The sequence below is a fragment of the Streptomyces sp. NPDC026301 genome (assembly GCF_055567935.1).
On sequence record NZ_JBVHPN010000010.1, the window covers coordinates 329471 to 349250 of the forward strand.

18 protein-coding genes are annotated in these 19780 nt (G+C 72.3%); 6 read left to right on the forward strand and 12 right to left on the reverse strand.

All coding sequences use genetic code 11. The features are described 5' to 3' along the window. Positions 1-33: 33 nt before the first annotated feature. Both ACZ4MH_RS20160 and ACZ4MH_RS20165 read right to left on the reverse strand, forming a co-directional pair. A complete protein-coding gene (locus tag ACZ4MH_RS20160) occupies positions 34-918 on the reverse strand; it encodes a transporter substrate-binding domain-containing protein (protein WP_351599216.1) in 885 nt (294 codons plus the stop codon). Between the two features lie 107 nt (positions 919-1025). Continuing rightward, entirely contained in the window at positions 1026-2219 is a 1194-nt protein-coding gene (locus ACZ4MH_RS20165) for a cytochrome P450 family protein (RefSeq protein ID WP_351599217.1), read from the reverse strand. A gap of 222 nt (positions 2220-2441) precedes the next feature. Between ACZ4MH_RS20165 and ACZ4MH_RS20170 the strand changes: the two genes are divergently transcribed. Then, the gene (locus ACZ4MH_RS20170) at positions 2442-3623 is read left to right on the forward strand and encodes a macrolide family glycosyltransferase (RefSeq protein ID WP_351599218.1); all 1182 of its coding nucleotides are present in this window, start codon (positions 2442-2444) and stop codon (positions 3621-3623) included. Between the two features lie 50 nt (positions 3624-3673). Here ACZ4MH_RS20170 and dmpG read toward each other — a convergent pair whose 3' ends face one another. The 3 genes from dmpG to ACZ4MH_RS20185 are packed head-to-tail and all read right to left on the reverse strand — an operon-like array spanning position 3674 to position 6518. Next, the gene (dmpG, locus tag ACZ4MH_RS20175) at positions 3674-4705 is read right to left on the reverse strand and encodes a 4-hydroxy-2-oxovalerate aldolase (protein ID WP_351599219.1); all 1032 of its coding nucleotides are present in this window, start codon (positions 4703-4705) and stop codon (positions 3674-3676) included. Next, complete coding sequence (locus ACZ4MH_RS20180) at positions 4702-5670, reverse strand: acetaldehyde dehydrogenase (acetylating) (protein ID WP_351599220.1); 969 nt, start codon at positions 5668-5670, stop codon at positions 4702-4704. Before ACZ4MH_RS20180 ends, dmpG begins: the two co-directional genes overlap by 4 nt. Next, complete coding sequence (locus ACZ4MH_RS20185) at positions 5667-6518, reverse strand: 2-keto-4-pentenoate hydratase (protein ID WP_351599221.1); 852 nt, start codon at positions 6516-6518, stop codon at positions 5667-5669. The genes ACZ4MH_RS20180 and ACZ4MH_RS20185 overlap by 4 nt, the downstream gene beginning before the upstream one ends. 162 nt (positions 6519-6680) lie before the next feature. Between ACZ4MH_RS20185 and ACZ4MH_RS20190 the strand changes: the two genes are divergently transcribed. Beyond that, positions 6681-7406: an IclR family transcriptional regulator gene (locus ACZ4MH_RS20190; protein ID WP_351599233.1), complete on the forward strand. Its 726-nt coding sequence runs from the start codon at positions 6681-6683 to the stop codon at positions 7404-7406. Positions 7407-7480: 74 nt separating this feature from the next. On the opposite strand, the gene ACZ4MH_RS20195 is transcribed toward ACZ4MH_RS20190, so the two are convergent. Further along, positions 7481-8152: a bifunctional 4-hydroxy-2-oxoglutarate aldolase/2-dehydro-3-deoxy-phosphogluconate aldolase gene (locus tag ACZ4MH_RS20195; RefSeq protein ID WP_351599234.1), complete on the reverse strand. Its 672-nt coding sequence runs from the start codon at positions 8150-8152 to the stop codon at positions 7481-7483. Between the two features lie 296 nt (positions 8153-8448). Next, positions 8449-8880, reverse strand: coding sequence for a ribonuclease (locus ACZ4MH_RS20200; RefSeq protein ID WP_351599222.1), 432 nt, complete (start codon positions 8878-8880; stop codon positions 8449-8451). Between the two features lie 172 nt (positions 8881-9052). Between ACZ4MH_RS20200 and ACZ4MH_RS20205 the strand changes: the two genes are divergently transcribed. Next, on the forward strand, positions 9053-9682 hold the full coding sequence (locus ACZ4MH_RS20205) for a helix-turn-helix domain-containing protein (protein ID WP_351599223.1): 630 nt from the start codon (positions 9053-9055) through the stop codon (positions 9680-9682). A gap of 26 nt (positions 9683-9708) precedes the next feature. Further along, positions 9709-9879: a DUF6126 family protein gene (locus ACZ4MH_RS20210; protein WP_351599224.1), complete on the forward strand. Its 171-nt coding sequence runs from the start codon at positions 9709-9711 to the stop codon at positions 9877-9879. Between the two features lie 12 nt (positions 9880-9891). Here ACZ4MH_RS20210 and ACZ4MH_RS20215 read toward each other — a convergent pair whose 3' ends face one another. Next, positions 9892-11106, reverse strand: a complete 1215-nt coding sequence (locus tag ACZ4MH_RS20215) for an acyltransferase family protein (RefSeq protein ID WP_351599225.1) — start codon at positions 11104-11106, stop codon at positions 9892-9894. Beyond that, complete coding sequence (locus ACZ4MH_RS20220) at positions 11103-13388, reverse strand: glycosyltransferase (RefSeq protein ID WP_351599226.1); 2286 nt, start codon at positions 13386-13388, stop codon at positions 11103-11105. Before ACZ4MH_RS20220 ends, ACZ4MH_RS20215 begins: the two co-directional genes overlap by 4 nt. 509 nt (positions 13389-13897) lie before the next feature. Between ACZ4MH_RS20220 and ACZ4MH_RS20225 the strand changes: the two genes are divergently transcribed. Then, positions 13898-14566: a thiaminase II/PqqC family protein gene (locus tag ACZ4MH_RS20225; protein WP_351599227.1), complete on the forward strand. Its 669-nt coding sequence runs from the start codon at positions 13898-13900 to the stop codon at positions 14564-14566. Positions 14567-14624: 58 nt separating this feature from the next. Here ACZ4MH_RS20225 and allB read toward each other — a convergent pair whose 3' ends face one another. The 3 genes from allB to ACZ4MH_RS20240 all read right to left on the reverse strand — a co-directional run bounded on the left by allB (position 14625) and on the right by ACZ4MH_RS20240 (position 18496). Beyond that, positions 14625-15959, reverse strand: coding sequence for an allantoinase AllB (gene allB / locus ACZ4MH_RS20230; RefSeq protein WP_351599228.1), 1335 nt, complete (start codon positions 15957-15959; stop codon positions 14625-14627). A 143-nt stretch (positions 15960-16102) separates the two neighbouring features. Continuing rightward, positions 16103-17620, reverse strand: a complete 1518-nt coding sequence (locus ACZ4MH_RS20235) for an NCS1 family nucleobase:cation symporter-1 (RefSeq protein WP_351599229.1) — start codon at positions 17618-17620, stop codon at positions 16103-16105. An 81-nt stretch (positions 17621-17701) separates the two neighbouring features. Beyond that, the gene (locus tag ACZ4MH_RS20240; RefSeq protein ID WP_351599230.1) at positions 17702-18496 is read right to left on the reverse strand and encodes an aspartate/glutamate racemase family protein; all 795 of its coding nucleotides are present in this window, start codon (positions 18494-18496) and stop codon (positions 17702-17704) included. Between the two features lie 371 nt (positions 18497-18867). Here ACZ4MH_RS20240 and ACZ4MH_RS20245 point away from each other — a divergent pair, with 371 nt between their 5' ends. Beyond that, positions 18868-19668: an IclR family transcriptional regulator gene (locus tag ACZ4MH_RS20245; RefSeq protein WP_351599231.1), complete on the forward strand. Its 801-nt coding sequence runs from the start codon at positions 18868-18870 to the stop codon at positions 19666-19668. The last annotated feature ends 112 nt before the right edge of the window (positions 19669-19780 follow it).

Consider the following 19780-nt stretch of genomic DNA (forward strand, 5'->3'; position numbering starts at 1 on the left):
GTCGGGCCCCGCCGCACCGTGCCGCACCGGGCGTCAATTCATCCACTCGTCCTCGTACTTCTCGTACGTGCCGTCGTGCGTCGCCAGATGCACGAACTGGTCGACGTACTCCTTGAACTGGACGTCCTTGCGCGGCAGCGCGTACGCCTTCTCGGCGAAGGTGAAGGGCTTGTCCGGGTGCACGGAGCACAGCTCGGGGTGGAGCTTGGCCTGGTAGAGCGTCTCGCTGGCGTCGGTCATCATCACGTCGGCCCGGTCCGCGACGATCTCGTCGAAGATCGTGTTGTTGTCGTTGTGCACCTTGATCGTCGCCTTCTTGAGGTGCGACCGCGCGAACTCCTCGTTCGTCCCGCCCGGGTTGACGACAACCCTCGTCTCCGGCTTGTCGATGTCCTCCAGCGTGCGGTACTTGTCCTTGTCCTCGCAGCGCACGATCGGCGTCTTGCCGTCCGTGCGGGTCGGCTCACTGAAGGCGAGCTTGCGGGCGCGCGGCAGGGTGATGGAGACGCCGCCGACGGCTATGTCGCAGCGCCCGTCATTGAGGTCACCGACCAGGCTCGCCCACGTGGTGGGCACGAACTCGGCCTTGGCGTCCAGGCTCTCGGCGAGGTCACGTGCCATGTCGATGTCGATGCCGCTGTACTTCTCGGTCTTCCGGTCCCAGGAAGTGAAGGGTCGGTAGTCGCCGGTGGTGCACACCCGCAGGGTGCCGCGGCGCGGCACGGTGTCCAGGAGGCTGGGCGCCGGCTTGTACGCGGGCCTCTTCTTCGCGGCCGCGGCGGCCGGCGCGGCGGGAGTGCCGGACGCGCCCGGCGTGGCGGACGCGTCCGGCTTGCCGTCCCCGGCGAACGCGGTGGGCGCTGCGGCGGTGGCGGCGAGAAGGCAGGCGAGGGCGGAGAGCGTGACGGCACGCTTCATGGCGACTCCTGTACGCGGCGGGGCTGGAGGCAGTGCCGAGAGGAACGGCAAGATCAGAGCTTAGAGCCTCTGTCCGAACCCCGCCCGGGCGCCCGCCGCCGGGCCGTTCACCGCACGCGCACCGGCAGGGCGAGCGGGCCGCGCATGAGCATGCCGGGGCGCCACCGCAGCGTGGCCGGGTCGGCGTCCAGGGCCAGCTCCGGGCAGCGCTCCAGGAGCGTGCGGACGGCGATGCGGCCCTCCATACGGGCCAGCGGTGCGCCCACGCAGTAGTGGATGCCGTGCCCGAAGGCCAGGTGGCCGCGGGTCTCGCGGGTGATGTCGAAGCGGTCGGGCGCGTCGAACCGGCCGGGCTCCCGGGCGGCCGAGGCCAGCGCCACAACGACGACGTCACCGGCGGGCAGCAGCGTGCCGCCGATCTCCACCGGCTCGGCGGCGAAGCGCCAGGTGCTGGTCTCCACCGGCCCGTCGTACCGCAGCATCTCCTCGACGGCGTTGTCCAGCAGCCCGAAGTCGGCACGCAGCGCGGCGAGCTGATCCGGGTGGCGCAGCAGCGCGAGGATGCCGTTGGCGATCAGGCCAACGGTGGTTTCATGACCGGCGACCAGCAAAAGGAAGGCCATGCCCACCAGTTCCTCGCCGGAGAGCCGGTCGCCGTCCTCGTCGGTGGTCCGTATGAGCACGCTGAAGAGGTCGGGGCCCGGCTCGCGCCGCTTGTCCTGGATGAGCTGCTCCAGGTAGCGCGTGATCTCCGCTTCGATGCCGCCCGTGCCGCCCGGCCCGTCGGTGCTGACGAACGCGTCCGACCAGCGCCGGAATCGCTCCCGGTCCAGGTCCGGCACGCCCAGCAGCTCGCAGATCACCGTCATGGGCAGCGGGTAGGCGAGCGCCTCGATCAGGTCGGCACGGCCGTCCGGTGCCTTCGCGAGCATGTCGTCGATCAGGCCGTCGGTGATGCGCTGCACGGTCGGGCGCAGCGCCTCGACAGCGCCGCCGGTGAAGGCCCTGACGACCAGCTTCCGCAATCGGGTGTGGCGCGGCGGGTCGCTCTGCAGCATGTTGCCGAGGAACCCGATGTGCTCTTCCGGCCGCCACTCGGGGTGGGCCGTCCAGTCCTTCTTGAGCCGGGCGTCGGCGAGCGCGGCCCTGGCCTCCTCGTGGCCGACGACGAGCCAGACCTCGCGGCCGTCGGGCAGCCGCACCCGGTGCACCGGCCCCCGGCCGCGCAGCGCGGCGTAGTGCGGATACGGATCGCTGGTGAAGCCCGGTTCCAGCTCGGTGAGTTCGACGATGTCCTGCATGTGCGCTCCCCCTGGCCGCTGGGCCTCGGTAAATCGGTTGGTCACTTCCGGCACCCGACATTACGGTGACGGCATGGGTTACCACCAGGTCCAGATCTACGGCTGACACGGCCCCGGCGGCGCTCCGTCCGCCGCGCCGCCCGCCTGCCCGCCCCGCGCCGCATCATCAGGCGCCGGGCCGCCCTGTCCTGCCCACCGCAGATCTGAATCGAGTGATCCTCCATGGCTTCCCGCACTTCCCACATCGCGATGATCGGCAATCCCGTCATCAGTCACACCCTGCCCGGTATCGAGATCATCCGGGAGCTGGTGGCCCGCGGCCACCGCGTCACGTACGCCAACGACCCGTTCCTGGGCGACCTGGTCACCTCGACCGGCGCCGAGCTGCGCCCGTACCGCTCCTGCCTCCCCCCGGTGACCGGCAGCGCCTGGCCCGAGGACCCGGTCGGGGGGATGAGCACCTTCCTCGACGACGCCGTCCAGATGCTGCCGCAGCTGCACGAGCTGTACGACGACGACCCCGCCGACCTGTACCTGTACGACATCGGCGGGTACGCGGGCCGCGCGCTGGCCGAGTCCCAGGGGCGGCCCACGCTCCAGATCTCGCCGACGTACGTGGGGTGGAGCGGCACGGGCGAGGACGACATCGACGCGCAGATCCGGGCACTCCCCGGGGCGGACACCTACTTCGCGAAGTTCGCCGACTGGCTGGCCGGCAACGGGGCCACGACGCTGGAACCGGGCGCCTTCTCCGGGCGCCCCGCCCGGGCGGTGGCGACCATCCCGCGGGCCATGCAGCCGCACGCCGACGACGTGGACACCGAGGCGGTGACCTTCGTCGGGCCGTGCCTCGGCGACCGCAGCGACCAGGGCGGCTGGACCCGCCCGGCCGGCGCCGAGCGCGTCCTGCTGGTCTCGCTGGGCTCGGCCTACACCCGGCAGCCGGAGTTCTACCGGCGGTGCCTGGCGGCCTTCGGGGAGCTGCCGGGCTGGCACCTGGTGCTTCAGATCGGGAAGGACACGGACCAGGCGGAGTTGGGCCCCATCCCGCAGAACGTGGAAGTGCGTTCGTGGGTTCCGCAGTTGGCGATCCTGGAGCAGGCCGACGCGTTCGTGACGCACGCGGGGATGGGCGGGTCCAGTGAGGGGCTGTACACGGGCGTGCCGATGATCGCGGTGCCGCAGGCGGCCGATCAGTTCGGCAACGCCGACCAGTTGGTGTCGCTCGGCGTGGCCCGGCGGATCGACACCGCGGACGCGACGCCCGAGGCGCTGCGCGGCGCGCTGCTGGCGCTGACCTCCGACCCGGAGGTGGCGCGCCGCTCGGCCGCCCTGCGCGCCGAGGTACGGGCCGAGGGCGGCACCGCCCGCGGCGCGGACATCGCGGAGTCGCTGCTGCCGTGAGGCGGCGGAAGGGCCGGTGCGCGCGGCACCGGCCCTTCGCCGTACGCCCGTCAGCCCCGCGCCGCCACCATGTCCAGGGCGACGTCCGTGATCATGTCCTCCTGGCCGCCGACCAGGCCCCGGCGGCCCACCTCGACGAGGATGGTGCGGGTGTCCAGGCCGTACCGTTCGGCGGCCGTCTCGGCGTGCCGCAGGAAGCTGGAGTAGACCCCCGCGTACCCCAGGCTCAGGGTCTCCCGGTCCACCCGCACCTCGCGGTCCTGGAGCGGGCGCACGAGGTCGTCGGCCGCGTCCATCAGCGGGAAGAGGTCGCAGCCGTGCTCCCAGCCCATCAGGTCCGCGACGGCGACGAAAGCCTCCAGCGGGCAGTTGCCGGCGCCCGCGCCCTGGCCGGCCAGCGAGGCGTCGACGCGGGTGGCGCCGTGCTCCACGGCGACGACGGTGTTGGCGACGCCGAGCGCGAGGTTGTGGTGGGCGTGGATGCCGAGCCCGGTCTCCGGGTCGAGGACGTCGCGGTAGGCGCGGAAGCGGTCGCGTACGCCGTCCATGGTCAGCCGGCCGCCGGAGTCGGTGACGTACACGCACTGCACGCCGTAGGACTCCATCAGCTGGGCCTGGCGGGCGAGTTCGGCGGGCTCGGCCATGTGGGACATCATCAGGAACCCGGCCACGTCCATGCCGAGTTCGCGGGCCGCCGCGATGTGCTGGGCCGAGATGTCGGCCTCGGTGCAGTGCGTGGCGATGCGTACGGAGCGGATGCCGAGGGCGTGCGCCTGCTTGAGGTCCTGGACGGTGCCGATGCCGGGGAGCAGGAGGGTGGTCGGTACGGCGGTCCGGGCCGCGTCGGTGACGGCCTCGATCCACTCCCAGTCGGTGTGCGCGCCGACGCCGTAGGTGATGCTGGAGCCCGACAGGCCGTCGCCGTGGGCGATTTCGATGGCGCCGACGCCGGCCGCGTCCAGCGCCGCTGCGATGGCGCGGGCCTGCTCGACGGTGTAGCGGTGCCGGATGGCGTGCATGCCGTCCCGGAGGGTGACGTCCTGGACGTACAGGGCGGGGGTGCCGGTCCCGTTCGCGGTCATCGTGCTGCCACCTCGCTGGTGCGGTGTGCGGCGATGCGCTCAGCGGTGCGCAGCGCGGCCGAGGTCATGATGTCGAGGTTCCCGGCGTAGGCCGGGAGGTAGTGCGCCGCGCCCTCCACTTCGAGGAAGACGGAGACCTTCAGGGCGTCGCCGGACGCGGCTGCCGCGGGCAGCAGCGCGTGCAGCGGGTCACCGGCGACGACCTGCTCGAACTGCACTTCCTGCTTGAGCCGGTAGCCGGGCACGTACGCCTGGACCCGCGCGACCATCTCCGCCACGGCCGCGGCGAGGGTGTCGCGGTCGCCGTCCGACACCAGGCAGTGCACGGTGTCCCGCATGATCAGCGGCGGTTCGGCGGGGTTGAGCACGATCACCGCCTTGCCGCGCGCCGCGCCGCCGACCCGCTCGATGGCGGCGGCGGTGGTCCCGGTGAACTCGTCGATGTTCGCGCGGGTGCCCGGCCCGGCGGAGCGCGAGGAGATCGAGGCGACGATCTCGCCGTAGTGGACCGGCGTGACGGCCGAGACCGCGGCGACGACCGGGATGGTGGCCTGGCCGCCGCAGGTGACCATGTTGACGTTGGGCGCGTCCAGATGCGCGTCGAGGTTGACCGGCGGCACGACGTACGGGCCGAGCGCCGCCGGGGTCAGGTCGATCACCGTACGGCCGAGGGCGCGCAGCGCCTCGTCGTGGTGGCGGTGCGCCCCGGCGGAGGTGGCGTCGAAGACGATCGTCACGTCCTCGAACTCGGGGAGCTTCACCAGCCCTTCGACGCCTTCGTGGGTGGTGGCGATCTTCAAGCGGCGGGCCCGGGCGAGGCCGTCGGAATCGGGGTCGATGCCGGCCAGCGCGACGACCTCCAGGCTCTCGGAGAGCCGCAGCACCTTGATCATCAGGTCGGTGCCGATGTTGCCGGAGCCGATGATCGCGACCTTGGTGCGCGCGTCGGGGGTGCGCTCGCTCACCGCTGCTCTCCTTCCGTCCCGGCGTTCGTCGCTGCTGCGAACCGGGTCGTCACCGAGCCCAGCCCCGAGATGTGCGCCTCGAAGACGTCACCCGGCGCCGCGGTCGCCATCGGGCCGAGCGCGCCGGTCAGTACGATGTCGCCGGCCCGCAGCGGGTCGCCCGTCGCGGCGAGCGCGGAGGCCAGCCAGGCGGCGGCGTTGAGCGGGCTGCCCAGGCAGTCGGCGCCGGTGCCCGCGGAGACCTGCGCGCCATTGCGGGTCATGGTCATCCGTACCGCGCGCAGGTCCAGTTGCGTCACGGGCACGGGGGCACTGCCGAGCACGAAGAGGCCGGAGGAGGCGTTGTCGGCGACGGTGTCGACGATCGAGATGTCCCAGCCGGCCACCCGGCTGTCGACGATCTCCAGCGCGGCCAGCGCGAAGTCGGTCGCACGCAGCACGTCGGCGACGGTGCAGTCCCGGTGCGGCAGGTCGGCGCCCAGGACGAGCGCGACCTCCGCCTCCACCTTGGGCTGCAACAGCCGCCCGGCCGCCACCGGCTCGCCCTCGGGCACCGCCATGGCGGCGAGCAGGGCGCCGAAGTCCGGGCGGTCCACACCGAGCTGGGCCTGTACCGCGGGCGAGGTGAGGCCGGTCTTGCGGCCGACGATCCGGCCGCCGGCGGCGAGTTCGCGCTCGATGGTGAGCCGCTGGACGGCGTACGCGGTGTCCAGGTCGCCTTCGGGCAGCAGACCGCGTACGGGGGCGCAGGGCACGCCGGTACGGGCGGCCTCCGCCAGGATGTCGGCGGCCTTGACGACGACGGGCGGCACACCGTCCGCGCGGACGGGCTCGGGTGGGGTCGGCATGGAGCGGTCTCCTGATCGGCGGGAGGGGCGGGCGTGGTGATCAGCTCGGGAGGGGCGGCCGTGGTGATCGGCGGAATGGGAGGGCGTGCGGCTCCGGTATAGACGTGGCGCCGTGGACCGGACAATGTTTGTTCCGTGACACGGAACGACGCAGCATCGAGCATGCTCGACAAGGCCGCCCTGATCGTGGAGTCCTTCCGCCCGACCGGTGGTCCGTACCGGCTCGCGGAACTGGCGCAGCGCACGGGCCTGCCCAAGCCGACCGTCCACCGGCTCGCGGCGGACCTCGTACGGCTGGGCTGGCTGGAGCGCACGGACGACGCCCGCTACCGGCTCGGCGGCAGGCTGTTCGAGCTGGGCTCACTCGTGCCGCGGCGGCGGGACCTGCGCGAGGCGGCGCTGCCGTTCCTCCAAGACCTCTTCGAGGCCACCCGCGAGACCGTGCACCTCGGCGTGCGCGAGGGGCTGGAGGTGGTCTACCTGGAGCGCATCCACGGCCACGACGCGCTCCAACTGCCCTCGCACATCGGCCACAGCCTGCCGCTGAGCTGTACCGGAGTGGGCAAGGCGCTGCTGGCGTTCTGCGGTACGGAGCTGACCGAGGACGTACTGGCGCGGCCGCTGCCGAGCCTGACGCCGCACTCGCTCACCGATCCGGCGCGGCTGCGGATGGCGCTGGAGAAGACGCAGGTGTCCGGGCTGGCCTACGAGGAGCAGGAGGCGGTGCTCGGCGTCAGCTGCATCGCGGCGCCGGTCTTCGCGGGCGGCGACGCCGTGGCCGCGATCTCCGTCGCCGTCCCCCGCGCCCGTTTCCGCCCGGCCCAGCTCGCCCCGGCCGTCCGCACGGCGGCGCTGGGGCTCTCCCGGATGCTGCGCGGGGGGATTTGAGGAGCCGTAGTACCGGCAGGCGCGGCGTAGTACCGGCAGACGCGGCGTAGTACCGGCAGACGCGGCCGTCCCGCTCAGGCGTCGTACAGATCCAGCGAGCCGAGCCCCGGGGTCTTGGACGGCGGAGCGGCGGCGGCGAGCAGCGGGAGGAGGGCCGCGGCGCGCTTGGTGACCGTGTCGCGGTCGCCCGCGGAGAGCTCGGAGCCCATGCCGACCGCGACCGCTCCGGCGGCGATCCACTCCGGGGCGCTCTCGACCGTCACGCCGCCCGTCGGCAGCAGCGGCGCCTGCGGCAGCGCCGCGCGGACGTCCTTGAGCCAGCCGGGTCCGTATCCGGAGGCCGGGAAGAGCTTCAGGGCGTCGGCGCCCAGCTCCAGGGCGCGCACCATTTCGGTGGGCGTGGCGACGCCGGCGAAGACCGGGACGCCGTACCGATGGCCCGTGCCGATCACCTCGGCGTCCAGGTGGGGGGAGACGAGGAAGCGGGCGCCCGCGTCCACGGCCATCCGCGCGGAGGCCGCGTCCAGGACCGTGCCCGCGCCTATGATCGCGTCGTCGCCCAGCTCGCGGGTGAGCGTGGTGACCGCCTCCAGCGCGAACGGCGTCGTCAGAGAGATCTCCAGGCTGGTGATGCCGGCCGACAGCAGCGTGTCGGCCGTGGCGCTGGCCTCGTCGTACGTCTCGCTGCGGACGATGGCGAAAACGCGCTGAGCCAGTGCGGCCCGGGTGATCTCCCAGCGGTACACGACAGCTCGCCGCCCTTTCATGGTCCGCCCCGCACACGGCGTCGCCGCCGTGCCCCCAGGGACTGTTCCGATGCGCCGGTGGTCGGGCTCCGCCGCAGGTCGCCGCCTTGAGGCTGCTTTGCCGCCGATGCCCGCCCGGTCGCTGTTTCCACCGAAACGCTACCGGCAACCGCTGACAATCCCTCAGCGGGGGGTGCGACTTGGCTGCCGGGCGGCGCCCGCGCGGCCCGGCACGCCGGGCAGAACGCGGCGGCGGCCGGGGCACCGCCCCGGCCGCCGCACTGGTCCCGAGCCGCTCAGCAGCCGCGGTCCACCAGGTCGAAGGACGCGTAGTGGTCGGAGGTGTAGTAGTCCTCGTCGGTCTGCTCGCCGGTGACGATGCGGCGGGCGCCGCGGTCCGGGGAGCCCGGGGTCTCGACGGTGTACTCGTGGTAGTAGCCGCTGGACTGCTGCGGCAGGACGCCCTCCCGGTTGGAGAAGACGCCGCCGTCCTGCGGATAGGGGTAGGGGCCGCCCTTTTCGATGAGGTCCAGGGTCTCGTGGGCCTCGCCGGGCAGCTTCGAGTAGCAGATGTCGCCGACGGCGGCCGCGTGCACGGGCGCCGCGTACGCCACCGCGGCGGGGGCGGCCGCGGGCGTGGCGGCGACGGCGGCGGGGCCCGCGAGGAACAGGGCCGAGGCGAGGGCGCCGAGGGCGCCGATCCGGGTGATCCGTGGGGGGATTCTCATGGCGTACAGCATGACGCGCGTAGACATGCCCCTGTCAATCCAAGTGCGGGAAGTTTCCCGGGAGTTCACAGGAGAGGAAGCGGGAGGGGCGCTTCACGGCACCCCCTTTGGCCGTCTTTGCCTCAGAGGCAAAACTTTTGCCCGATGGGCTCGGGCTGGCTATACCAGAGATATGACCGAACCCCTGGAGAACGGGTCCGCCGGCGCGGCCGACGAGCTGCCCGTCGTCGCGCCCCGCCTGCGTGACCTGCGGCGTCGCGCGGGGCTCACGCTGGAGACCGCGGCCCGGCGGGTCGGTCTGTCGCCCGCGCACCTCTCACGCCTGGAGACCGGGCGCCGCCAGCCCTCGCTGCCGATGCTGCTCTCCCTGGCGCGGACGTACACCACCACGGTATCCGACCTGCTCGGCGAGACCGCGCCGGAGCGGCAGCCGGTGTTCCGCGGGAGCGACGCCGAGCCCTCGGAGGCCGGCGGCTGGACGTACTGGCCGATGGGCGGCCCCGGCCGGGCCATGCAGGCGCTGCGGGTGTTCGTGCCACCGCACGACGGCCAGGCCGGGCTGGTGCGGGTGCATCCCGGCGAGGAGTGGCTGTACGTGCTCAAGGGGCGGCTGCGGCTCACGCTCGGCGAGACGGTGCAGCTGCTGGACCCGGGCGACGCGGCGCACTTCGACTCGCTCACCCCGCACCGCATCGCCGCCGCCGACGGCAGCGGCGCCGAGCTCCTCTTCGTCCACACCCTCATGCAGAGCGGCACGGCCGGGCTGTGCCTGGGCGACGGCGGCACCCGCCGCGGCCTGTGACCCGCTTCCAGGAAAGGATCACCACCGTGACCGAGCAGCCCGCCTCCCCGCCGGCGTCCGGCGGAGCCCGTAAGAACGATGTCGAGGACCGGGCTCCGCGCGGACTGTCCGTACGGGTCGCTCTCTATGTCGTCGGCTCGCACGTCCTCCTGGCGTTCCTCAGCTTCATCGTGGTCATGCTGAAGTCCGCCTCCTGAGGGCCGCGCCGCCTACCGGGTCACCACCCCCGCGTAGAAGTCGCGCCGCCGGCCGCGCCCGTCCCTGAGCCGGTACAGCAGGCTCGACGGGTACTCGATGACCCAGTAACTGGCCACCGCGACCGGCACCGCCACCAGCAGCACGACCGCCACCGCCCACCAGAAGCCGTCCGGGCGGCCCGGCAGCAGGCCCCAGTGGTACAGCTGCAGCATGACCGGCTCGTGCCAGATGAAGAGGCTGTAGCTGACCAGGCCGAGGTAGGTGAGCCAGCGGGCCCGCAGCAGGCGGTGCCAGCGGACCCGCCCGCGCGCGTGGACGACGCCGAGCAGCAGCGCCGCCCACGCCAGCGCGGCGAGCGGGTGGTAGAAGGTGAACGTGAGGTTCTCCGGCCGCGAGTCCCAGGACAGGCCGTACACCGCCGCCACGGCCACCAGCGAGAGCGCGACCGCCGCCCCGCCCGGCAGCCGCCCCCGGCCACGGAGGGCGACGACCAGCACCGCCAGGCCCATGCCGGCCGCGAAGCCGCTGAAGCGGGCCTGCGGGCCGAAGTACACCGTCCAGTCGGTGTGCGGCACGCCGTACCCGTAACGGGCGACGGCGACCCACACGACGGGCAGCACGAACAGCAGCAGACAGCCCCCGGCACACACCGCGACGCGCGCGCCGCGGCGGCGCAGCGGGCGGCAGGCACGCACGGCCAGCGGCCCCAGCGCGACCAGCGCGAGGTAGAACACCACTTCCAGCGACAGCGACCAGGCGGGCCCGAGCGTGTAGAAGATCTGCCGCTGGTCGAAGACGTGCGTGAAGGTGAGGTGCTCGACCAAATCCCGCCAGTTGCCGCCCAGTTGGGGGTTGCGGCTCGACCAGACCACCAGTACCGCGATGAAGTACAGCGGCACGATGCGCACCGCCCGCCGGAAGAGGAACAGCCGCCCCGGGCGGGTCGAGCCGCCGTCGATGGCGGCGCGCGCGTAGGAGAGCGTGAGCAGGTACGCGGAGACCACGAAGAAGAAGTCGATGACTTCGAGGGAGAGCAGCGCGCCGAGGTAGGGGCTGTCCACCGGCGGGTGCGAGCCGGCCGCGTCGTACACGTGGTACTGCTGCCAGACGTGGAAGATCACCGTGCTCAGCGCGGCGATGCCGCGGAAGCCCTGGATCTCCTCCGCCTTGCTGCGGACGGCCACCGACTCCTCGCTGCGCGAGCCCGGCACGGTCGTCACCGTCATGGGCGCTCCCCCGCCGCGGCGGCCGGCGCGGTGGCCGGTGCCGTTGCCGCCGCGCGTGGCGTGACCCGCCACCGCCGGTCCCCCAGCGCCTCCTTCATGCACGCCTGCCGCGCGAGCATGTTCTTGAAGTGCGTGTAGAAGAACGTCGACAGCAGCGCGTAACTCCAGAACCAGCCGCGGCGGCGGCGCAGTTCGGGTACTGCCAGCCGCCAGGCGAAGGCCGCCTGCACGATGCCCGCCGAGAGCGTGAAGACCATCGCCAGCAGGCAGACCGGCACGGTCCAGTCCAGCTTGTCGACGCCGCCGGCCTTCCACGCCGAGTACATCAGGATGGGCCACATCTGGAGCGTCAGCCACGGCTGCACCTCGCGCCAGCCCAACAGGACGAGCAGCCCGGCCTTCTGACGGGGCGTGAACTGCGGGGAACGCAGGCTGCGCCACAGGTGTTTGAGGGAGACCTGGAGCCAGCCCTGTGCCCACCGCGAGCGCTGGTTCCACAGCGGCTTGAGCATGGTCGGGGACAGCTCGCGGGAGATGAGGGTGCGGTCGACGGTGAAGCGGGCGCCCTCGCCGAGCGCGCGCATCGTGGAGTCGATGTCCTCGGTGAGCATCGAGCCGTGCATACGGGTGCGGGCGAGCAGGTCCGTGCGCCAGAAGCCGTTGGAGCCGCCGAAGACGCCGAAGCCGTACAGCCGGGTGCGGCCCGGGTGACTGACCGCGTAGATCGCCTCGAACTCCACGGCGACGAGCCTGGCGACCCAGGAACTGTCGCCGTTGCGGACCACGCAGTGCCCCTGGACCACGTCGTAGCCGTGCGAGAGCCAGTGCCAGGCGTGCTGGAAGGCGTCCGGCGCCGGGTGGTGGTCCGCGTCGAAGATCCCGACGATCTCGCCGCGCACCCGGGTCACCGCCGCGTTGACGTTCTGCGCCTTGGAGGTGGAGCCCGCGACGGGCATCAGGACCAGCCGCGGGTCGCGCGCCGCCATCTCGCGCAGGGTGTCCTCGATGGGCAGCGGGTGCGGCGTGTTGTACGCGAGCACGACCTCGAAGTCGTTCGGGTACTCCAGCCGGAGGAAGGACTCCACGGTGTCGACGATGGTCGCCGCTTCATTGGGGAGGTACGCGGCGATGATCGCGCTGGCGGGCGGGTACGGCTGCGCGGGCCGCTCCGGGCGGCGCGACGCGTCCAGCGAGAACAGGCACTCGATGACGATCAGCGCGGCCGAGATGACCAGTCCGGCCACGACGACCCAGTACATCACCGAGCCCACGTCCCAGCCCCAGCCGTACGCCTGCTGGTAGACCACGAACGGCAGGCCCACCCCGAGGGGCAGCACGACCAGCGAGGACAGGGCGGTCAGACGTGCGCGCAGGGCGGCGCCGAAGGGGTTGCGGCGGCGGTGCGAGGCGCGCATCCACGGCGCGTACGCCACCGGGCGCAGGTCGCGGTGGCTGGTGGACTGGGCGACCGCCGCGAGCGCCTTCTCGACGGCCTGCGCGGGTCCGGTGCAGTCGGCGAGCGGGACGAGGCCGATGGCCGGGGTGAGCCGGACGTTCTCGTCGGCGACGACGAAGCGGGTGGAGGCGACGGCGTGCGCGAACTTCTCCAGGCCGCGCCGGGCGGTCTCCTCGTCGATGCCGGGCAGCAGCATCAGCAGGTGCCCGTCGTCGTCCCAGCCGAAGCGGTCGCAGGTGCTGCCGAGCCGTTCGGCGACGCCGGCCAGCCGCTCGGCGACCTCGCGCCGGACGCGCGGGCCCAACCGGTGCTCCAGCGCGCCCATTTCGGCGACGGCGACCATGGCCATGACACCTTGAACACCGGAGCGGCGCCCGTTCCCCGGCCGCTGGAACTCCCGCTCCAGCTCGTCCAGGAAGTGCCGGTGGGAGTAGAGCCCGGTACGCGGGTCCAGCAGCAGCTGCTCGACCGGTACGGGGACGCGGTGCAGCTTCGCCTCGATACGGGCGGCGAGTTCGACCGGGTCGGAGGCGTCGGGGACGCAGTCGTCGGCGCCGTGCCGCAGCAGGTCGGCGACCTCGGCGGGCCCTGGCCCGGAGGTGACCATGACAAGCGGCAGCGCGCGTCCGGCGGGCGCCGCCCGGACCTCGCGGATCACCTCCCGCCCGCCCCGGCCGTCGTTCAGGGCGACCACGGCGTCCGGCGTGGCCTGCCGGACCTGCGTGCCCACCAGACCGGGCGTGACCTGCCGTACGTCGTGGCCGGTGGCGCGCAGGGTGTGCGTGAGCCGGTCGAGCCGGGGGCCCGGCATACCGACGGCGAGCACCCGCCCGGCACCGGCGCCGTCTTCGATTGTCTGTGAACTAGTCGCATTTGAACGGGAGTTGAGTGGCAACTCTGCTTGATTCTCTGGGTGCGATATCAGCACCGTGGGGGTTCCTTCCTTGCGTGAGGGCGCGCGAAGAACCGGGCCGGGCCGCGACATGGGCGGCCCCGTACCCGGGCAGGGGTGATCTCTCAGCCGGAGTGGCCGGTTCTTCGGCGGGACGCACGCGGGCCGGCGCAGCAGGCACCGGCGCGGGAAGGGTGTTCCAGCGGAATGTGCATGTGTGTGGTCCCATCCTGGTCGGATTGTGGGGGAGGACCGGAATGTGTGGTCACCGGCGTCCGCCATGTGGGGGACGGGCGTCGGCTTCCCTAGCCTCACCCGTCACTGTGACACCACACCTACGGATACGTAACGCAATGATTAAGGCCCCGGGTGCCCGCTCGGTTGCCACACTGGGAGGGACCACGCGGGGCGCCGCCCCGCCGCTGTCCGCCGAGGAGGCCGCCATGGCCCGTTCCGCGACCGACGTCCTCGACTCCGCCGTGCGCGAGTTGGCCCCCGAAGCCGGCGCCAATCCCCTCGTACCGGCCATCGCCGCAGGTGAGGCGCCGCGCGAGGTCTTCGCCGCGCTCGCCCTGGAGCAGCACCACATCATCGCCTCGGACCGGCGCAGCTTCCGCCACCTCGCCGGGCGGGCCGCCGCCGAGCCGCCGCTCGCGGCGTTCTTCGCCTTCCTCGCGGACGGGGAGGGCATCGCGCTGGAGCACGTCCGTACTCTCGCCGCGGCCTGCGGCCTGACGGAGAAGGAGGTCGCGGCGTACGAACCGCGGCCGGGCTGCCAGGCCTACCCCGCGTACGCGGCCTGGCTCGCCCTCGGCGCCGAGCCCGCCGACGCCGTACTGGCCCTCGCCGCCAACTTCGCCGCCTGGGGCGACTACTGCCGCGCCGTCGGCCAGGCCATGCGGCACCGCTACGGCTTCACCGACGAGGCGTGCGCCTTCTTCGACTTCTTCGCCGACCCGGCCCCGGAGCTGGCCGACCGCACCCTGGCGGCCCTTCAGCACGGCCTGGACTCCGGCTCGCTGGACCTCCCACTGGCCCACCGCTACGGCCGGCACCTCCAGGCGTACGAGCTCATGTTCTGGACGACACTGGCCTCACCGCACCGGCCGTAGCGGGGCGGGCCACAGGACCCGCCGCGCCATGCCGTCAACGGCCGTCAGTCGTCAGCCGTCAGTCGCGTACGAGCAGTTCGCCCGTCGGCTCGCTCAGGGTGCCCGCGTCGTTGATCCTGTGGCCGCGGAGCCAGGTGGAGCGGACCACGCCGTGCAGGGTCTTGCCCGCGTATGCCGTGATCTTGTTGCGGTGCTGGAGGGCCGCCGGGTCGACGGTGAAGGTCTCGTCCGGGGCGAGGACCGCGAAGTCGGCGTCGCGGCCGGGCGCGATGGCGCCCTTGCGGTCGAGGCCCACCAGGGCAGCGGGGGCCGCCGACATCCAGCGGACCACGTCCTCCAGCGAATGTCCGCGGGCGCGGGCCGCCGTCCAGATCGCGGGCAGGCCGAGCTGGAGGGAGGAGATGCCGCCCCAGGCGTCACCGAAGTCCGGGGTCTTCAGGTCGGTGGTGGAGGGCGAGTGGTCGGAGACGATGCAGTCGATCGTGCCGTCGGCCAGGCCCTGCCACAGCGCGTCCTGGTTCGCGGACTCGCGGATCGGCGGGCAGCACTTGAACTCCGTCGCGCCGTCCGGGACCTCCTCGGCGGTCAGGGTGAGGAAGTGCGGGCAGGTCTCGACGGTGAGCTTGACGCCCTCCGCCTTGGCCGCCGCGATCAGCGGGAGGGCGTCCGAAGAGGAGAGGTGGAGTACGTGGACGCGCGCGTCCAGCCGCTTGGCGAGGGCGATCAGGCCCGCGATCGCCTCATCCTCGGAGACGCGGGGGCGGGAGGCCAGGAAGTCGGCGTACTTGGGGCCGCTGACGAGCGGCGCGCTCTCCAGGTGGCCCGGGTCCTCCGCGTGCACGATGAGCAGGCCGTCGAAGCCGGCGATCTCGCCCAGCGCGGCGGCCAGTTGCTCCTGGTCGAGCTGCGGGAACTCGTCCACGCCGGAGGGCGAGAGGAAGCACTTGAAGCCGAAGACGCCGGCGTCGTGCAGCGGCCGCAGGTCCTTGACGTTGCCGGGGATGGCGCCGCCCCAGAAGCCTACGTCGATGTGTGCCTTGGACCGGGCGACCTCGCGCTTGACGTCGAGGTTCTCGGCCGTGGTGGTCGGCGGGAGGCTGTTGAGCGGCATGTCCACGAGGGTGGTGATGCCGCCGGCCGCGGCCGCGCGGGTGGCGGTCCAGAAGCCCTCCCACTCGGTGCGGCCCGGGTCGTTGACGTGGACGTGGGTGTCGACGAGCCCGGGAAGGAGGACGTCGTCGCCGAAGTCCTCGACCCGCGCCCCGGCGGGGGGCTCGGCGTCGTGCGGCAGTACCTCGACGATCCTGCCGTCCCTGACCGTGACGGACGCCGCGCGCGTCCCCTCCGGAGTGATGACCCGCGTGGAGCGGAGCACCAGCTGTGCGTCGGACACCCGGTCCCCTTTCTTGTTGCTCGGCTTGCTCGTTTTACTCGGCTTGCTCGGCTTGCTCGGTGCGAGTGCGGACTCTTCCGCACTGCGAAATTCAACTTTCTGTTGAAGAGTCTTCACTTCGGGCGGCGGCCCGTCAAGACCCTTCAGGAGCCGTCGGCGGCCGTCACCCGTACCTGGTCACCCGCCCTTTGTGGGGCCTCCGGTACCGCCCTGACCTGCGACGGGATGATCGCCTCCGGGATCTCCCCGGTCAGCCGCCCGCGCCGGGACACCAGGTAGTACAGCCCGCCGGCCACCCCCATGCCGAACACCCAGGAGAAGGGCGCGACGGCGTCGAAGGCGGGCACCAGCGCGATCACCGCGGCGACCACGGCGGACGGCACGAAGGCGAGGACCGCCTTGGGGTTGTAGCCCCTGCGGTAGTGGTACGCGCCCGCCGCGTCGGCCGCGAACAGCGCGTCCACGTCGATCCGGCCGCGCCGGATGAGGTAGTAGTCCACGAGCAGGATCGCCACCAGCGGCCCGAGGAACGCGCCGAGGCCGCCGAGGAAGTACTGGATCACCAGCGCCGACGAGTACAGCTTCCACGGCAGTACGAGGATCGCGAGGACCGCCGTGATCATGCCGCCGCGCTTGAAGTTCAGGTACTTCGGGGCGAGGTTGGCGAAGTCGTACGCGGGCGAGACGAAGTTGGCGACGACGTTGATGCCGATGGTGGCGACGATGAAGGAGAGCGCGCCGACCACCGTCACGACCGGGTTGTCGATCTTCTGGATCACCTTCACCGGGTCGTAGATCGCCTCGCCGAACACCGAGATCGTGCCGGCCGTGACCAGGACGGCGACCACCGCGAAGGCGGTGAAGTTCACCGGGAGGCCGATGAGGTTGCCGCGCCGGTAGGAGCGGTGGTCGGGGGTGAAACGCGCGAAGTCGGCGTAGTTGAGGACCAGGGTGAGGAACGTGGCGACCGTGAGGCTGACCGCGATCAGGCTCTGGCGCACCTGCGCGCCGCCGCTCAGCCCGGTCAGGCTGTGGGTGAGCGAGATGTCGCCGCCCGCCTTGACGACGAGATAGACCGCGAGCGCGAGGACGACCAGCCAGACCACCGGCCCGGTCGCGAAGTCCTGCACCTTGCGGATGAACTCCATGCCGCGGGTCAGCAGCACCGCCTGCAGCCCCCACATCACCAGGAAGGCGACCCAGCCGAGGGTGGAGAGCCCGAGGAAGGAGTTGTGGTCGTACCGCGCCAGGCCCGGCGCGACCTGGATCGCCAGCAGGACGACGGCCGTGGACGCCAGCCAGGTCTGAATGCCGTACCAGGCGACGGCCATCACGGCGCGGAGCAGCGCGGGAATGTTGGCGCCGTAGACGCCCCAGCTCGCGCGGGCCAGTACGGGGTACGGCACGCCGGTGCGGTGGCCCGCGTGGCCCATGCGGTTCATCAGCCAGTACACGATCGTGATGCCGACGAGCAGCGCGAGGAAGACCTCCCAGGCCGGCAGCCCGAGGACGAAGAGGCTGGCGGCGAAGGCGTAGTTGCTGATCGCGTGGGTGTCGGACATCCACAGCGCGAAGACGCTGTACGTGCCCCATTTGCGCTCCGGGGCCGGGGCCAGGTCCTCGTTGAAGAGGCGGGGGTCCGGCTGCGGGGGTGGTGCCACGTGAGCCTCCCGGGGAGTGGGAACCTAGATAGTGCAGATGTCAGATGCCTGATGTCTAGAGACAGGGATAGACCTCAGATGTCAGATGCCTGATGTCTCCGGAGAAAAATCTGCGTTACGCGCGGACGGAACGGCCGAAACGGACAGCCGCGGCGCCCGCCCGCTGATCGGCCAGCCGCCGATCCGCTTCGGGCGCGGTGCGGCGAAGCTCCGTACGGTGCTCGTCGTGAGCCCCAGGCCGACCACGGCCTCCGCGAACTTCACGGCCGCCGCGACGCCGTCGACGACGGGAACGCCCAGCTCGGCGGCGACCTTCTCCTGCAGCCCGGCCATCCCGCCGCAGCCCAGGCAGATCACCTCGGCGCCCTCCCGGACGAGTTCGCGGGCCGTCTCGACGATGATCCGCTCGGTGCGCCGCGCGTCCTCCTCCAGCTCCAGCACGCCGAGGCCGGTGCCGCGGACGCCGGCGCAGCGCTGGAGCAGGCCCGCGGTCAGCAGCCGGTCGCGGACCTGCGGCACGGCGCGGTCGAGGGTGGTGACGACGCCGTAGGAGTGGCCGAGCATCATCGCCATCTGGGCGGCGCTCTCGGTGATGTCCAGGACGGGCACGTCCAGCAGCTCCTGCGCGCCCTCCCGCCCGGGTTCGCCGAACCCGGCCATGACCAGGGCGTCGAAGGGGGCGTCCAGGGTGGCGAGGCGGTCCAGTACGGCCGCGGCGCTGAGGTACCCCTCGAAGTGGCCCTCGATCGACTCCGGACCCCAGAGCGGTTCGGTGGCGAGGATCTCGGTGCCGGGGGCCGCCACGGCGGTGGCGGTGGCGCGGATCGATGCGGTCATGGAGGCCGTGGTGTTCGGGTTCATGACAAGAATGCGCATGACACTCCAGGAAGCCTTCAGGCTCCGGCCAGGAAGCGCGACGGGGGCGGCCTGGGGGTGGACGGACCCGGCAGCGGGGGTGTTCCCGGAGGGGGCGGCCCGGCGCTTCGGTGAATTGGAGGATTCCACAGAATGGGCAGTAGCTTTCGAGTTGCAGAACGTAGCTTCGCCCACTAGGACCGTCAAGGGATTCTCGCGAGTAACCCTGGTCGTCCCCCGGTTCGCCACCAAACAGGGGCTGACCGGCGGGAACGACTGTGCGATAGACAGTGTGTCGACAGGAGGAGACCGGTAGGCTGCTCCGGTCGGACGCGGAATCCTCCCACTGCACGCGCCGGGCCCGACACCACCTGATCCGAAAGGAACGCGACGTGCCGTCGTCCAGCGCCAGCACTTCCGACGCAGCCAAGCCCGCAGCCGCGAGCGGCGGCGTCCAGTCTCTCGAGCGCGCCTTCGATCTGCTGGAACGGATGGCAGATGCCGGCGGCGAAGTGGGTCTCAGCGAGTTGTCGGCCAGCAGCGGGCTGCCCCTGCCGACCATCCACCGCCTGATGCGCACGCTGGTGGCCTGCGGTTACGTACGCCAGCAGCCCAACCGCCGGTACGCGCTCGGCCCCCGCCTGATCCGCCTCGGCGAGAGCGCCGCGCGCCTGCTGGGCACCTGGGCCCGCCCCTACCTCGCCCGGCTGGTCGAGGAGACCGGCGAGACGGCGAACATGGCGCTGCTGGACGGCGACGAGATCGTGTACGTGGCGCAGGTGCCGTCCCGGCACGCGGTGCGCATGTTCACCGAGGTCGGCCGGCGGGTGCTGCCGCACACCACGGGCGTGGGCAAGGCGCTGCTGGCGGGCCACCCGCCGGAGGAGGTCCGCGCGCTGCTGGGCCGTACAGGCATGCCGGCCGCGACCGACAAGACGATCACCGAGCCGGACGCCTTCCTCGCCGCCCTCGAAGAGGTCAGCGGGCAGGGCTTCGCGGTGGACGACAACGAGCAGGAGATCGGCGTGCGCTGCATCGCCGTGCCGGTCCCGGACTCGCCGACCGCCGCGGCCATCTCGATCTCCGGCCCGACCGGCCGGGTCACCGAGGCCGCCACGGACAAGATCGTGCCGGTCCTCCAGGAGGTCGCCCGCGAGCTGTCGGTGGCGCTGGCGAATCAGAACCCGGCGTAACGGAGCACAGACCGTCGCAGACGCGCGAGGCGGGGGGGGGGGGGGGGGGGGGGGGGGGGGGGGTCCTCCCCCCCCCCCCCCCCCCTCTCCCCCCCCCCCCCCCCCCCCCCTC

What these genes read in the sequence shown, in the direction of transcription:
- ACZ4MH_RS20160 (WP_351599216.1), bottom strand. Translation starts at nt 918, where the DNA reads ATGAAGCGTGCCGTCACGCTCTCCGCCCTCGCCTGCCTTCTCGCCGCC.
- ACZ4MH_RS20165 (WP_351599217.1), bottom strand. Translation starts at nt 2,219, where the DNA reads ATGCAGGACATCGTCGAACTCACCGAGCTGGAACCGGGCTTCACCAGC.
- ACZ4MH_RS20170 (WP_351599218.1), top strand. Translation starts at nt 2,442, where the DNA reads ATGGCTTCCCGCACTTCCCACATCGCGATGATCGGCAATCCCGTCATC.
- dmpG (WP_351599219.1), bottom strand. Translation starts at nt 4,705, where the DNA reads ATGACCGCGAACGGGACCGGCACCCCCGCCCTGTACGTCCAGGACGTC.
- ACZ4MH_RS20185 (WP_351599221.1), bottom strand. Translation starts at nt 6,518, where the DNA reads ATGCCGACCCCACCCGAGCCCGTCCGCGCGGACGGTGTGCCGCCCGTC.
- ACZ4MH_RS20190 (WP_351599233.1), top strand. Translation starts at nt 6,681, where the DNA reads ATGCTCGACAAGGCCGCCCTGATCGTGGAGTCCTTCCGCCCGACCGGT.
- ACZ4MH_RS20200 (WP_351599222.1), bottom strand. Translation starts at nt 8,880, where the DNA reads ATGAGAATCCCCCCACGGATCACCCGGATCGGCGCCCTCGGCGCCCTC.
- ACZ4MH_RS20205 (WP_351599223.1), top strand. Translation starts at nt 9,053, where the DNA reads ATGACCGAACCCCTGGAGAACGGGTCCGCCGGCGCGGCCGACGAGCTG.
- ACZ4MH_RS20215 (WP_351599225.1), bottom strand. Translation starts at nt 11,106, where the DNA reads ATGACGGTGACGACCGTGCCGGGCTCGCGCAGCGAGGAGTCGGTGGCC.
- ACZ4MH_RS20225 (WP_351599227.1), top strand. Translation starts at nt 13,898, where the DNA reads ATGGCCCGTTCCGCGACCGACGTCCTCGACTCCGCCGTGCGCGAGTTG.
- ACZ4MH_RS20240 (WP_351599230.1), bottom strand. Translation starts at nt 18,496, where the DNA reads ATGCGCATTCTTGTCATGAACCCGAACACCACGGCCTCCATGACCGCA.